The 13,724-nt window shown below is 73.1% G+C and carries 11 protein-coding genes; 6 read left to right on the forward strand and 5 right to left on the reverse strand.

Translation table 11 applies throughout. The annotated features are described in order from the left end of the window. Positions 1-8 precede the first annotated feature (8 nt). Positions 9-206 carry a thioesterase domain-containing protein gene (locus tag ACGFZQ_RS08280; RefSeq protein ID WP_393839657.1) on the forward strand — a complete coding sequence of 66 codons (198 nt, stop codon included), beginning with the start codon at positions 9-11 and terminating at the stop codon, positions 204-206. 58 nt (positions 207-264) lie between these two features. On the opposite strand, the gene ACGFZQ_RS08285 is transcribed toward ACGFZQ_RS08280, so the two are convergent. Next, positions 265-1,428, reverse strand: coding sequence for a nuclear transport factor 2 family protein (locus tag ACGFZQ_RS08285; protein ID WP_393839658.1), 1,164 nt, complete (start codon positions 1,426-1,428; stop codon positions 265-267). Between the two features lie 96 nt (positions 1,429-1,524). On the opposite strand from ACGFZQ_RS08285, the gene ACGFZQ_RS08290 reads away from it, so the two are divergent. Then, positions 1,525-2,451, forward strand: coding sequence for a LysR family transcriptional regulator (locus ACGFZQ_RS08290; protein ID WP_393839659.1), 927 nt, complete (start codon positions 1,525-1,527; stop codon positions 2,449-2,451). A gap of 197 nt (positions 2,452-2,648) precedes the next feature. On the opposite strand, the gene ACGFZQ_RS08295 is transcribed toward ACGFZQ_RS08290, so the two are convergent. The 3 genes from ACGFZQ_RS08295 to ACGFZQ_RS08305 form a co-directional block, all read right to left on the reverse strand. Then, a complete protein-coding gene (locus tag ACGFZQ_RS08295) occupies positions 2,649-4,178 on the reverse strand; it encodes a CoA transferase (protein WP_393839660.1) in 1,530 nt (509 codons plus the stop codon). 56 nt (positions 4,179-4,234) lie between these two features. Continuing rightward, complete coding sequence (locus tag ACGFZQ_RS08300) at positions 4,235-5,188, reverse strand: 3-hydroxyacyl-CoA dehydrogenase NAD-binding domain-containing protein (protein WP_393839661.1); 954 nt, start codon at positions 5,186-5,188, stop codon at positions 4,235-4,237. A gap of 65 nt (positions 5,189-5,253) precedes the next feature. Further along, on the reverse strand, positions 5,254-5,988 hold the full coding sequence (locus ACGFZQ_RS08305) for an acetoacetate decarboxylase (protein ID WP_393839662.1): 735 nt from the start codon (positions 5,986-5,988) through the stop codon (positions 5,254-5,256). A 242-nt stretch (positions 5,989-6,230) separates the two neighbouring features. Between ACGFZQ_RS08305 and ACGFZQ_RS08310 the strand changes: the two genes are divergently transcribed. Further along, positions 6,231-6,683 carry a MarR family winged helix-turn-helix transcriptional regulator gene (locus ACGFZQ_RS08310; RefSeq protein WP_393839663.1) on the forward strand — a complete coding sequence of 151 codons (453 nt, stop codon included), beginning with the start codon at positions 6,231-6,233 and terminating at the stop codon, positions 6,681-6,683. Between the two features lie 324 nt (positions 6,684-7,007). On the opposite strand, the gene ACGFZQ_RS08315 is transcribed toward ACGFZQ_RS08310, so the two are convergent. Next, the gene (locus ACGFZQ_RS08315) at positions 7,008-8,423 is read right to left on the reverse strand and encodes a M14 family zinc carboxypeptidase (RefSeq protein WP_393839876.1); all 1,416 of its coding nucleotides are present in this window, start codon (positions 8,421-8,423) and stop codon (positions 7,008-7,010) included. 220 nt (positions 8,424-8,643) lie between these two features. On the opposite strand from ACGFZQ_RS08315, the gene ACGFZQ_RS08320 reads away from it, so the two are divergent. The 3 genes from ACGFZQ_RS08320 to ACGFZQ_RS08330 all read left to right on the forward strand — a co-directional run bounded on the left by ACGFZQ_RS08320 (position 8,644) and on the right by ACGFZQ_RS08330 (position 13,452). Continuing rightward, positions 8,644-9,882: a HesA/MoeB/ThiF family protein gene (locus tag ACGFZQ_RS08320; RefSeq protein ID WP_393839664.1), complete on the forward strand. Its 1,239-nt coding sequence runs from the start codon at positions 8,644-8,646 to the stop codon at positions 9,880-9,882. Beyond that, entirely contained in the window at positions 9,879-11,114 is a 1,236-nt protein-coding gene (locus ACGFZQ_RS08325; RefSeq protein WP_393839665.1) for a hypothetical protein, read from the forward strand. The genes ACGFZQ_RS08320 and ACGFZQ_RS08325 overlap by 4 nt, the downstream gene beginning before the upstream one ends. Before the next feature lie 142 nt (positions 11,115-11,256). Further along, positions 11,257-13,452 (forward strand): DEAD/DEAH box helicase, encoded by a 2,196-nt coding sequence (locus ACGFZQ_RS08330; RefSeq protein ID WP_393839666.1) that lies wholly within the window; start codon positions 11,257-11,259, stop codon positions 13,450-13,452. Positions 13,453-13,724 lie beyond the last annotated feature (272 nt).

The following is a 13,724-nucleotide window of genomic DNA, read 5'->3' on the forward strand; positions in this document are numbered from 1 at the left end:
CCCTCACCGTGTTCGGGCACAGCACGGGCGCGCTGATCGCGATTGAGGCGGCCCGCGAACTGTCCCGGGAGAGCGTGCCGCCTGTCTGGGCGGGGCTCTCCGGGGCCGATGCCCCGGGGGCGGCGACCTACCTGTTCGAGCAGGCGCGAGCCGTCGGCTCCGCCATCCGGCCGGAGATCGACGCCGCCTGCCGTGCGGTCCGATAGGCCCACCGGAGTCGGTGGGCAGGCTTCCGGGTGCCTTCCGGGACCGCGGTCCCGTACGTCAGGAGTGCCGGTGGTAAGCCTTGTTGGCGATGTGCCAGCCGCCGTCGACCTGGATCAGCAGGAAGATGTCGGTGAAGGTGTCCGCGCCGTGCCGGAGGGTCATGGTCGCGTTGGCGACGGTGCCGTGGACGTCGACGGCGTCGATACGGCGCGAGCGGGTCGGTTCGTCCGGGGCCGGCCGGCCGTGGAAGAGGGTGCAGTACTCGTCCAGGGGCCATGAGACGAATGCGCCGTCCCGGATTCCCTCGATGTGGGCGGTGGGCAGGAACGCGTCCCGGAAGTGGCTCGGGTCGCCGGTGGCGTGTCCGCGGATGTAGGCACGGAGCGGTTCGAGCACGGCGTCGTCCACGGCGCGGTCCGTGGCGGTGACGGCGATGTCGGCCTCAGGGCCGGCAGGGGTGCCGGCCAGTTCGCCCGCGCTGCGCAGGGGAGTGTCCGACGCGGCGGCCAGCAGTGCCATGTCCTTGGCCAGCGCACCGGTCGTGAACTCGGCCGTCGCTGCGGCCGGTTCGCCGGTGAGAAAGGCTCGTTTGCGGGTGACTAGCCCGCCGAGCTGGCCGAGTTGGAGGACGTCCAGGGCCGCGGTGCGCGGCAGGCCCAGGGCGTCGGCCTGCTGCAGCGAGTCGCGGAGCGCGAGGACGGCGCCGGCGAGGCTGCTGTTGGCGATCAGCTTGAGTGCGGCGGCGGTTTCGGCGCCGTCGACGCGCCGCACGGTGCCCAGCGCTTCCAGAACCGGACGCACGCGGTCGAGCGGTTCCTGGTCGGCGGCGGCGAGAACCTGCAAGGTACCGGTAGTAGCGGCGGGTACGGAGCCGAGCACCGGCGCGTGGACGTAGGACGGGCCGAACTCCCGGGCCAGCCGCGCCGCCTCGGCCGGCGCGGTGGTGCTGATGTTCAGCACCACCGCGTCCCCTCGCAGCGAGTCCCGGACGTGGTCGAGGACCTCCTGGCAGGCCAGGCCGTCGAACAGGGCCAGGAGGACGACGTCGGCCTCCGCCACCGCGTCCCTCGCGCGATCGATCGTCTTGACCGACCCTGCCGCGCGTCCGGAGCGTGTCCAGCCGATGACGTCCCAGTCGCAGTCGCAGTCGGCGAGTCGTGTCGCGATGGCGGTGCCCATGCGGCCCAGGCCGAGAACGGCGATCCTGTGCGGTGCGGTCATGCCTTCCAGCATGGGTCGTTGAGGAGATCTACGACAAGCGCAGATCTCGCAGGGCGATCATGCCGAACACGCATACCGGGCAGCCATACTCGTGCCATGGCACTGACTGCGTGGCGGACGTTCGTGACGGTGTGTCGGCTCGGGTCGCTGTCGGCTGCGGCTGTCGAGCTGGGTTACACGCAGTCGGCCGTCTCCCGGCAGATCGCCGGGCTGGAGCGCCAGTTCGGAGTGCCGCTGGTGCGGCGGCATGTGCGCGGCGTGCGTCCGACCGCTGCCGGCGAGGTGTTTCGGCACCACGCCCTCATCACGCTCAACGAGGCCGACCGCGCCGAGCGTGCCGTTCGGGACGTCGGCGACGGGGCGCTCAGCCGGCCGCTGGCCGTCGGGGCGACGCCCTCGCTGGCGGCGGGGATCGTGCCCGCGGCGATCCGCCGTCTGCTGGACAGCACCGAACTTCTCCGGTGGCGCTTGCTGCCCGGGCTGAGCCCGCAGCTGCACGACCGAGTGAGCGCCGGAGACCTCGACGTCGCTGTCGTCACCGACGCGCCACCGGGGCTGCCCAACGACCCGCGTGTCGAACAACGGCACTTGGGGACCGACGAGATGGTCGTCGCCCTGCCCGCCGGCCACCCGCGGGCCGCGCACGGGCCGGTGCGCATTCAGGAACTGGCCGACCAGACCTGGGTGGAGGACAACGACGGCTCGGCGGCACTGCTGCGCCGGCACGCCGCCCGCGCCGGAATCACCGCGCGCATCGACCTCACCGCGGCCGACCTGCTCGGCAAGATCGCCCTGGTCGCGACCGGCCATGCCATCGCGCTGATCCCCGGAGTGCTGACCAGCGCGCTGCGGACCGACGTCACCACCGTGCCCCTCGTCGCTCCGCCGACCCGTGGCATCTACGCGATCACGCCACGCCGCGACCCGCACCCGTCCGCGGCGCTCCTGCTCGACCAGCTCGCCACGGCGTTCTCCTCGGCCCGTCCGGCCCAGGCCGCGCACCGTCCGCCACGCACATGCTGAGCGTCTTCCGAGCCGGCGGTGCTGACCGCGGGACGCGGTGGCAGCGGCTTTCCGCCGCACGCCCAGCTCGCCGCCGGATTCTGCATCGGGACCGCCTACCGCCGGGGTGCGGTGACCGGCTTTGGCGCGGATTCCGGCGAACTGGACCAGCAGGCCCGGACACCGCCCCACGACCGGCTCCCCGCGGAGTGCTGTGTTCAGTTGGGGGCGGGAAGCCACAGCGGAGCGCTGCTGCCGCGGGGGAGGAGGATGTCGCGGAAGTGGCCGGGGGTGCGGGACATGACGACCTGGTCGGTGACGCCCTGGTAGTGGCCGCAGGGGGTGTCGGCGGTGAAGGTGTCGGGGTCGAGGTAGGCGTGCGGGGAGCCCGGGTCGGGGTCGAGGGCGGTCGCGTGGGCGTAGGCGCGGTCGAAGACGCCGAGGCTGAGGATCCAGGTGGCGATGCGGGTGAGGTTGAGGGTGACGCGGTAGCTGCCGCCGTCGGTGGCGCGGCGCATCAGCGCGGCGAGCACACCGGTGGTGGCCAGCCAGGAGAGGACGTAGTCGTTGACGACGCTGATGTACGGCAGGGCCGGTGTGCTGGTCGGCCGGGCCGCGATGCCGTCCGCGCCCTCCATGAGCATGATGCCGCTGAGCGCGCCGGCCGTCTGGTCGAAGCCGACGCGGTGGGCCCAGGGGCCGGTCCCGCCGGCGAGGGTGATGCTCACGTGGATGATGCCGGGCCGGACGGCCGCGGCCTCCTCGGCGCCGAGGCCGATCTTCTCCAGGTAGCCGGGGCGGCGGTTGGCATAGAAGACGTCCGCTCCGCGCAGGAGTTCGCGGATCCTGGCCTGTCCCTCGGCGCCGTAGGGGTCGATGGTGGTGGAACGGACGCCGACGTTGGCGGTGTTGTAGGTGGAGTCGTGCTCCAACTCGTTCGGCCGCCAGATGTTCAGCACGTCGGCGCCGTGCTGGGCCAGGTCCCGGCCGACTCCGGCGCCCGCGATGATGTGGCCCATGCCCAGCGCGCGCACGCCGGAGAGCGGCTGGGCGGCCGCGGCGGACAGGGGTTCGGGCTCGCTGTCGGCGATCTTCTCGATCTTGATCAGCGGCTGCTGCGCGATGTACTCGTAGGCGGGCTCACGGAGAAACTCCTCGGTGGTGCGCAGCATGGGCATCACCACGCCGATCTCGTCGCCCGCCTGCTCCAGGTCGGCGGCGTTCCACTTGGAGACGGCGTCCGCGACGGCCTGCTTCTCGGGCCAGGTGCGGAGCAGCTTGTAGACGGCGTTCTTGATCTTCGGGTAGGGGTTGAGCGGCATGACCCAGCGGTCGTCGCGCGTCCGGTAGAAGTCGAAACCGAGCGGGTTGGCAGGGTCCGAGGGCGTGCCGCCGGGGTAGCCGTTGAGGAGCTCCCACTTCTTGTCGTAGAAGGGGCACAGCCGGTGCGGGGCCTTGCGCAGGTCCATGGCGATGTCCTGGCCCTCGCCGGTGCGCCGGCGCCACAGGGCGGCCAGCGCGACGGACTTGGCGGTCATGCCCAGGGCGGGGACGGCGCCCAGGCGCATGACGCTGGGCACGATGGGGTCGGCGCCGATGAAGGTGATCTCTCCGCCGCTGTCCTCGGGGTGGAGGCCGGCCGAGGCGAGGACCTCGCGCAGGGCCTGGTGGATGTCGAAGCCGTCGTCCGTGGTGGACGGGCTGGCGAGGGACTGCTGGATGCGGTCGGTCAGTTCTTCGGCGCTCATGAATTCTGCAATCTCTGTGGTGTGGGGGGATGCCCGGCGGTGTGGGCGGGTGTGGGTCAGGCGTCGAAGGTCTTGCCCAGGGCGCGCAGCAGGGCGATCTGCCCGCGGTCGCGCTCGGCGGCGAGTTCGTCGACGGTGCCGCCGAAGTCCTTGACCTGCTCGGTCAGCAACTGCCTGGTGGGCTCGTCGAAGGCCACCTTCTCCTGGACCATGTCGGCCCAGCGCCGCTCCATGCCGATGCCCAGATGGTCCATGAAGTGCGTCAGTCCGCCCTCCCCGCCGCCGAGGTGGAAGGAGCGGAACGGCCCGGCGACGGCCCAGCGCTGGCCGATGGAGGAGGTGACGATGTCGTCGAGCTCCTGCATGGTGACGACGCCCTCGCTCACCAGATGCACACACTCGCGGAAGATCGCCGACTGCAGCCGGTTGGCGACGAAGCCGGGTACCTCCTTGCGCAGCACCTGCGGCTGCTTGCCGAGACCGCGGTAGAAGGCGCGGGCGCGTTCGACCGTCTCCGCCGAGGTCCGTTCGCCGGGCACGACCTCCACCAGCGGCACCAGATGCGGCGGGTTGAAGGGGTGCCCGACGACGAGCCGGGCCGGGTCCCTGAGGGCGGTGGCGATCTCGGTGGCGGGGATGCCCGAGGTGGAGGTGGCGAACAGGGCGCCGGCCGGGGCGTTGCTCTCGATGGTGTGCCACATCTCGTGCTTGACCTCCAGCCGCTCCGGGCCGTTCTCCTGCACCAGATCCGCCTCGCGGACGGCGGCGGCCAGGTCCGGCTCGAAGGACAGCCGCGCGGTGAGCGCCGAGGTGTCCAGCCCGAGCGCCTTCAGCGCGGGCGACGCCTGCCCGACGTACGCGCGCACGGCCTCGTCGACTCCGCGCTGCGGGTCGCTGACGGTGACGGACAGGCCGCGGGCCAGGAACAGCGCCGCCCAGGAGGCTCCGATGACGCCTCCTCCGACCACGGTGACCTTGCTGATTCCGGCGATGCTGTCGTTCTCGGACATGCGGGACACCTGCTCTTCTTCGACTCGGCGTGGGGGGATGTGGCAGGGGGGAGAGAGGGGGGCGGTCAGGCCAGGTAGTCGTGGACGACCCGGGCGCGGCCCAGGGTCAGGTCGGTGAGGATGTGCGAGGCGGAGACGACCTCCAGGACCGGCAGGTCGGCGAGCGGGGCCAGCGCGTGGGCCAGCAGTTGCAGCCGGGCGGGCCCGCTCCAGGCGCCCTTGACCGTCAGGTCGCCGATCTGGGTCCGGACGAGTTCGCAGATGCGCGGCGAACCGTCGTAGTGCGGAAGTTTCTTGAGCATGAACGTCGGCGGCGTCAGCTCCTCGCGGGCCTTCTCGGTGGCCAGCGGCCGGTGCTTGTAGCCCATCGTCGCGCGGGCGACGGGCAGCGAGCCGTAGTCCAGGGTGCCGACGAGCGTGTCCTGGTCGACGAAGAGCCGGGGCCGGCCGAGCTTCTTCGGGAAGGCGCCGATCTCCCGGCCGCTGGCGATCGCGGGGAAGTTGTCCACGTACATCGACAGGCTGTACTCGCCCCTCTCGCCCTCGTACTCGACGACGGCGAGCTGGCCCGACTCCGTGTAGTCGCCCAGCCCGGTGACGTCCGGCATCCGCATGACCTCGAACCGCACCAGCGGCTCCGTCACCCGCAGCGGCTCCGGCACCACCCGCTCCAGGGCCCCGGGATCCGTCCGGTAGGTGATGTTCAGGTACTCGCGGTCGGTGAACCGGTACGGACCCGCCGGGAAGGCCGGGGCGTCCAGTGGTGTGCTCGGTGCGTGGACGACGTCCTCGACTCGCATGGCTCTCGCCCGCCTCTCACGTCCCCATGACTGACATAACGACATTAAGGGGACGAAACGTTGTGCACCTGTCCTTGGTCGAGCGCCTCCCGGCGGGACCTGCGTGGTGTCTGTGGTGATTGGTGTGTCAATGGTGCGATGTGAGTTGCATAATGCAACACAGCCACTGTAGATCCGTCCGCCGTCTGTTGCAAAATGAAACTCCGAGGCGGGAGCCCGGGCCGTAGGGAAGGGACACGCACGTGGCCGACGACGACACAGAGCTCCGGGGACTGGTCCGCGAGCTGGTGACTCTCTCCCGGCGCTTCCGGGGCAACGCCGAACGGCTCCACCCGGAACTGAGCTTCGTCGACTACTCCCTGCTGTCCGAGATGGACGCGCGCGACGGGGCTCGCGCGGCGGACCTGGTCGGCCTCTACGGCCTGAACAAGTCCACGATCAGCCGCCAGGTCGCCGCTCTGCAACGCGCCGGACTGGTGGTACGGGAGGCCGACCCGCACGACCACCGGGCCCAGCTGCTGCGCCCCAGCGACCACGGCCGGGAACTCCTCGCCCGCGCCGACGCCCTGATGTACCGGGAGGTCGACACCCGCACCGAGGGCTGGGCCGCGGAGGAGGTCCAGGCCCTGCGCGGCCTCCTCGCCCGCTACAACACCGCCGCCTCCGCGGTCGCCGCCGACACACCGGACCGCTGACGGACACTCGGCCAGGGGACCGGGCGCCTACCGTCGTGGCCGGATCGGACCGGGCCGGAGGGCTGGGAGCGGCTCGGGTGCCCTGGAGGGGTCTGGAGCAGTCCGGAGCCGGCCGGGTAAGGGCTTGGACCGGCCCGGAGCGGCTCGCGGTCGCGCCGCCGACGCCGCGCATCCGCGTGGTTCCGATCGGTCGGAGGGTGTTGAGCAGGGTGATGCAGCCGGCGGTTCCGAGGTCCGCCCCCCGGGGCCCCGGCTGCGGCCGCGGCCGCCCGGAGGGTGGTCGCCCCTGCGTTCGACCCGCGCCGGCCTCGGCTCGGGGCCTTCTCACCGGAGGGTGGTCAGTGCGCTCTCCGCGGCCGCCAGGATGGTGCGTGTCTGGTGGGCGACCTGTTGGCGCACGGGTACCCGGCGCAGTCGCAGGGTCCCCTCGAAGTCCGTGCACCAGGCGGTGAAGAGGTCGTCCAGATCGCGGTGCAGCCCCGGCGCGGCGGCGTCGTCCGCCGCCTCCAGCAGTCGTAGCAGCAGGCCCGCGGCGCGCAGCGGTTGGCGGCGGGCCACGACGTCCAGGGCGCAGACCTGGGCCGTCGTCAACCCCGGTGGACCGTCGGCCGCCTGCCGGGCGAGCGGTTCCCAGGAGTCGGCGACCAGGTCGTAGAGACCGTCGGCCATCCACTCCAGGACGCGTCTGGGCGCGCTGTCCCGGGCCGGGGGCAGGAAGGGGCGGGCCTTGTCGAGTACGGCGGTCACCTGGCGTCCGCCGTCCCGTACCAGCCCGGCCAGGTCACGCAGGACGGCACCGGCGTCCGGGCGCGGGGACGGGTCGTCGGCCAGGTCGGTCGCCCACAGGGGCACCTCGATGATCGCCGTGACCCCGCCGTACCGCGCGGGTGCGCACCACGTGGACAGCCCGATGTTCTCGGACCCGGCCGCCAGGCGGGCCGCGCTCTCCGGCGGCGGCAGGACGTAGACGCCGGGGCCGGGGTTCTCCCAGTACAGGGCGTCGAACGTGCCGTACTGGACCGGGATGGCCAGGTCGGCGGCGGACTTCTGGAACGACGCGGCGAGTCGGGGGAGGTCACGGGTCAACTGGACCCAGGTGCCGCCCGCTTCGACGTTGTGCAGGGAGCACTGGAGGACCGGCCGCAGTTCGTCGATGACGTCGAACAGCGCCTGGCTCTCCGGGAGATGCCGGGATTCGATGGGCGCCCACTCCGGCTGTTCCGCCGCGACCGGGCGGTAGGCGGCACGGTAGTAGTCGGCCAGGGTGTGGCGGGGGCCGGCCGTCGCCTCTTCGATGCCCTGGCTCAGCGCGGCGCCGTCCGGGTCCAGGCACAGGACGATGTCCCAGGTGACGAGGGACGGATCGGTCGCGAGGGACGGATCGGTCGCGGTGGGTGGATCGGTCGCGGTGGGTGGATCGGTCGCGGTGGACGGAGCGCCGGCCGTGGACGGCCGGCGGCCGCGCGTCACCGGCTCCGCCGGGCCGCGCGCCACTCGCCCGGTCAGGGCGCTCGCGACCTGCTCCGCCAGGGCGATCGCGGTGGTGCCGCCGACCGGCTCGTCGGGGTGCGGCCGGGCGACCACCAGGACGTGGTGCGGACCGTGTCCCACGGACAGCATCAGGATCGGGCGGCCGGCCCGGGACGTGCCGATCCGGCGCAGCCGGCCGGTCCCGGGGAACCGGGAGACCAGCCGCCGTGCCGAGTCGGTGACTTCCGCGACCGTGAGGTAACGGTCCAGCATCGCGTCGGATCAGCTGCCGCCGTTGCCACCGCTGTCGCCGGTGGTCTCCTTCTTGTCCAGCGGCCGGATCTCGATCTTGTTCGGCATGCCATGTCCTCCCGGTGGTGGCTGTGGCCTGTCCTGGTTGTCGTGCTCTTGCCAGAGTTGGCCGAACCGGTGAATCTTGTCAACGTCCTTTGCCCACCGGCAAGTTGGCGCACACGAGATTGGCGCGAAGATGACGGTGCCCGCGATGCGGCGGCCTCGGATCAAGCCGGAACACCGGGCCTACCGGACCGTCGACGGCCATGTGCGGATCGGGAGTGTCGTGCACGGCATCGGTGCCGAGGTCACGGATCCCGACGGCTGGGTGTGGACGCTGGTCGAGGCCATGGACGGCACCCGGAGCGCCGCGGACATCGTCGCCGAGGTGTCCCGCCGCCACCCGGGGCTGCGGCTGCCGGACCCGGACATCGCCCAGGCGATCACGGACCTGACCATGGCCGGGTACGTGGAGGACGCCGGTGCCGTGCCGCCGGCGGAGCTGTCCGAGCGGGAACGCGAGCGGTACGGCAGGGGCATGACCCTGCTGCGCTGGATGGACCTCCGGCCCCGGGAGAGCGCCTGGGAGCCGCAGCTGCGGCTGCGCCGGGCCCGGGTGCTGCTGGTCGGGGTCGGCGGTACCGGCGGGGCCGCCGCGCGGGACCTGGTGGCCTCCGGGGTGGGACGGCTGCACTGCGTCGAACCGGACGTCGTCGAACTGTCCAACCTCAACCGGCAGACGCTCTTCGGCGAGCGCGACCTCGGTACGCCGAAGATCGACGCGGCGCTGACGGCGCTGCACGCCCTGAACTCGGACACGACGGTCACGGGCGAACGCCGCGAGGTGCACGGGCCGGCGGACCTCGAAGACCTGCTGGCCGGTGACACCGGGGGTGTCGGCGGCTCCAGCGGCTCCGGCTCCGGTGGCGGCGCGGGGTACGACGTGCTCCTCCTGGCCGCCGACCGCCCCGCCGTGATCCGCAGATGGGCCAACCAGGTCTGCCTGGCCACCGGCACCGCATGGGCCGAAGCCGGATATCGCGGTCCGCTGGTGAGCGTCGGGGTGTTCAGGCCCGGTCGGGGTGCCTGCTGGGAGTGTCTGCGCAGCGCCGAGATCGAGCGGCGCGATCTGCGGCTCGCGCCCGGCCAGGACGAGGAGGTCGCCTCACCCCGTATGCCGTGGAACCCGGTCAACGCCGTGACCGCGGGCCTGTCCGGCAGCCTGCTGGCCCATGCCGCGCTGATGCTGCTGTGCGGGATCCCGCCGGTCGAGCCCGGATGCCGGTTCGGCCTCAACCTCATGGTGCCCGGCGACCCCGTGATGCAACGCTCCGAGCGCCGCCCCGACTGCCCCGCCTGCGGCGCTGCCCGCGCGGCCCGGACGGCCGGGACGGCCGGCACGGCCGGGGACCTGACCACCGGGGACCTGACGTGACGGACACCGCGGCGACGGACCGGCCCCGGATCGAGCCGTCGACCCGGGTCCTGCTGCACGACCTCGGGATACGGCGGGACCGGGACGAGTGGATCGTGGGCCGCATGGCCACCCGGACCTTCGTCGCCCTGCCCGCGGCCGGTGCCCGCGCGGTGGAACTCCTCGGCCGGGGGCTGAGCGTGGCCCGCACGGCGGAACTGCTGCGCGCGGAGACCGGCGAGGAACTCGACATCACGGACTTCGTCAGGGACCTGGCCGCCCTGGGGTTCGTGGCGCGGATCGGGGACTGCCCGGTCGCGGACGCCGTACCGGCACGCGCGTCCCTGCCGTGGCTGCGGCCCCGCGCCGTCCGGTTCGCCCTGCACCCGGCACTCGCGGTGCTCGTCGCGGTACTGCTGACCGCCGCCGTCGGCGTCCTGGTCCGCCGTCCCGACCTGGTCCCCGGCTACCGGGACCTGCTGTGGAGCCCGCACGGCAGCCTGGTCCTGCTCACCGGGGCGGCGGCCGGGTGGGCGCTGCTGTTCGCCCATGAGCTGGCGCATCTGGTCACCGCCCGGGCCGCGGGCGTGCCGGGGAGAATGCGGCTGGGCACCCGGCTGCAGTTCCTCGTCATGCAGACCGACATCAGCGGCATCGAACTCGCGCCCCGCCGCCAGCGGCTGACGGCCTACCTGGCCGGTATCGCCCTCAACCTGTCCGTCGCCTCGGCCCTGGTACTGGTCCTCGCCGTGACGGACACCGGGACCACGGCCCACCGGGTGCTGGCCGCGGGCCTGCTGCTGGCCCTGCTGCCGCTGCCCTTCCAGTGCATGGTGTTCACGCGCACGGACCTCTACTTCGTCCTCCAGGACGTCACCGGCTGCCGGAACCTGTACGGCGACGGTCTCGCCTACGCCCGCTACCGGTTCCGGCGGCTGCTGCGCGCCCCGGGCCCCGCCGGAGCCGCTGACCCGAGCACCCGGCTGCCCCCGCACGAGCGCCGGGCCGTCCGCCTCTACAGCGTCGTCCTCGTCGCCGGCACGGTGGCCTGCCTGGCGTTCATGGCCGCCGTCACCCTTCCCGCCGACCTCACCCTGCTGGTCCGCGCGGCCCGGGGACTGGGCGCTGACCAGGGCCTCGCGCGCACCGCCGACTCGGCGGCCGTGCTGGTCACCCTCGGCGGAGTCAACGTCCTGTGGCTGGTGACCCGCTGGCGCAACCGCCGGGCACGCGGGTCCGTGAAAGAAACCTGACCACGGCGGCCGCAACCGACCACCCGCGCCCGCCCCGAGGACCACCCACCGCCTCCGCCTCTGTCTCGGCCTCTGTCTCTGTCTCTGTCTCTGTCGGCGGACGGTGGGAGGATTCGGGGACGGCGAACGAGGGGCGGGGTACGTGGGGCGGGCGGAGCGGGAGCTGGTCGTGCGGGGGACGCGGCTGAACACGGCCGCGTGCGACGTCGTCGCCGATCACGGCAGGGCCGTCGAGGCGGTACGGGCGGCCCTGACGCCGCTCCACGACGCGGCGGCACAGCGGGAACTGGACGTCCTTCCCGTCGCCCGGCTCCAGGACGTCACCGAAGGACGGCTGCGGCTGGATCATGTCGAGCAGAGCGGACTGCGCACGGTCGGCGAGGTGCTGGCGGCCGGCGCCTATCGGTTGCGGCAGCTCCCCGGGGTCGGCCGGCGCACCGCGGACCAGATGCTCGCCGCGGCCCGCGGCCTCTCCGACGCCGTGCACGAGACCGTGGCCGTCCATATCGATGTGGACCGGCCGGAACCGGGCACCACCGCGCTGGTCATGGCGTTGCACACACTCGTGGAGGCCGGCCCGGACGCCGTGCGCGCCGTCGGCCGGGCCACCGAGACGGCGAAGCGGCTGGAACCGCTGCTGGCCGCCGCCGGACCCGCCACCGGGCGCCTGCGGATGCTGCTGGCGGGGCGGGAGAAGAAGGCTCGCGCGCTGGCGGCGGTGACCGAGCTCCGCTCCCTGCTGGCGGAGGCGGAGCCGGCCGGGCTGCCCGAGCTGTTCGCCCAGTCCTCGGTCGACCTGCTCCGCGGGCCGTCCTCCGACCTCGCCGCCTGGGCGGACTTCGAACTCCGCTCCGCCGACTACTACGGCCTGCTCGCGGAGATCTCCGAGCAGCGGCCCGACACGGCCGCCGCCGAGGGCTTCCTGCCGGACGAGATCGCCGAGCGGGTCCGCGCCCAGCGGCTCGACGACACCCACCGGCGGGTCTCCCTGCGCGGCTACCAGGCCTTCGGCGCGCGTTTCGTCCTGGCGCAGCGCAAGGCGATCCTCGGGGACGAGATGGGCCTCGGGAAGACCATCCAGGCGATCGCCGTGCTGGCCCACCTGGCCGCCGAGGGACAGCGCCACTTCGTGGTGGTGTGCCCGGCGAGCGTCCTCGTCAACTGGACCCGGGAGGTCGCGGCCCGCAGCGCCCTGCGCGTGACACTGCTCCACGGCCCCGACCGGCACCAGGCGTTCGCCGACTGGCAGGGGCGGGGCGGGGTCGCGGTGACGACGTTCGACGCCCTGCGCGGATTTCCGGAACCGGGGAGCGGCGAGGTCGGCCTCTTCGTGGTCGACGAGGCGCACTCCGTGAAGAACCCGAAGACCAAGCGGTCCCAGGCGGTCGCCCGGTGGGCGGAGCGCTGCGAGCGCACCCTCTTCATGACAGGGACCCCGATGGAGAACCGGGTCGTGGAGTTCCGCAACCTGGTCGGGATGCTCCACAGCGGTGTCGCGGAGTCCCTGGCGGAGGGGGACGGCCCCTCGGCGGGGCGGGACGGCGCCCTGGCCGGCTCGGTCGCCTTCCGCAAGGCCGTCGCCCCCGTCTATCTGCGGCGCAACCAGCAGGACGTGCTGACGGAACTCCCGAGCCTCCAGCGGACCGACGAGTGGGAGGAGCTGAGCGCGTCGGACGAGGAGGCGTACCGCGAGGCCGTGCGGGCAGGCAACTTCCCGGCGATGCGCAGGGCCGCGTATCTGCGCCCGGAGCGGTCGGCCAAGCTGGAGCGGCTCCGGGAGATCGTCGAGGAGGCCGCCGAGAACGGGCAGAAGACCGTGGTCTTCTCCTACTTCAAGGACGTACTGCGGGTGGTGCAGGACGCGCTCGCCGACCGGGTCACCCTGTTCGGCCCGCTCACCGGCGGTGTCCCCGCCGGACGGCGGCAGCAGATCGTCGACGACTTCACCGCCGCCCCGGGCCCCGCCGTGCTGCTGGCGCAGATCCAGACGGCGGGCATCGGCCTCAACATGCAGGCCGCCTCGGTCGTCGTCATCTGCGAGCCCCAGGTCAAACCGACCGCCGAACACCAGGCGGTGGGCCGGGCCCACCGGATGGGCCAGGTCAGACCGGTCCGGGTGCACCGCCTGCTCGCCACCGGGGGAGTGGACGAACGCCTGGTGAAGATGCTGGAGAACAAGACCCGTCTGTTCGACGCCTACGCCCGCCGCAGCGCGGTGGCCGAAGCCACCCCGGACGCCGTCGACGTGTCGGACACGGACCTGGCCCGCCGGATCGTCGAGGACGAACAGGCCCGCCTGGGCATGGCGGACGGAAGGCCGGCCGCCGAGCCCGCGTGACCGACCCCCCGGTGACGCCGGCTCACCCGTGACGCCGGCCCGCCGGTGACGCCGGATCGCCCGTGACGCCGGCCCGCCGGTGACGCCGGATCGCCCGTGGCGCCGGCCCGCCGGTGACGCCGGATCGCCCGTGGCGCCGGCCCGCCGGTGACGCCGGCCCGCCGGTGACGCCGGATCGCCCGTGGCGCCGGATCGCCGGTGACGCCGGATCGCCCGTGGCGCCGGCTCACCCGTGACGCCGGCCCGCTCGGTGACGCCGGATCGTCCGTGGC

Source organism: Streptomyces sp. NPDC048254 (genome assembly GCF_043201895.1).
GTDB lineage: Bacteria > Actinomycetota > Actinomycetes > Streptomycetales > Streptomycetaceae > Streptomyces.

Coding starts and splice junctions, on each gene's coding strand:
- ACGFZQ_RS08300 (WP_393839661.1), bottom strand. CDS start 5,188: ATGTCCGAGAACGACAGCATCGCCGGAATCAGCAAGGTCACCGTGGTC.
- ACGFZQ_RS08320 (WP_393839664.1), top strand. CDS start 8,644: ATGACGGTGCCCGCGATGCGGCGGCCTCGGATCAAGCCGGAACACCGG.
- ACGFZQ_RS08295 (WP_393839660.1), bottom strand. CDS start 4,178: ATGAGCGCCGAAGAACTGACCGACCGCATCCAGCAGTCCCTCGCCAGC.
- ACGFZQ_RS08285 (WP_393839658.1), bottom strand. CDS start 1,428: ATGACCGCACCGCACAGGATCGCCGTTCTCGGCCTGGGCCGCATGGGC.
- ACGFZQ_RS08290 (WP_393839659.1), top strand. CDS start 1,525: ATGGCACTGACTGCGTGGCGGACGTTCGTGACGGTGTGTCGGCTCGGG.
- ACGFZQ_RS08305 (WP_393839662.1), bottom strand. CDS start 5,988: ATGCGAGTCGAGGACGTCGTCCACGCACCGAGCACACCACTGGACGCC.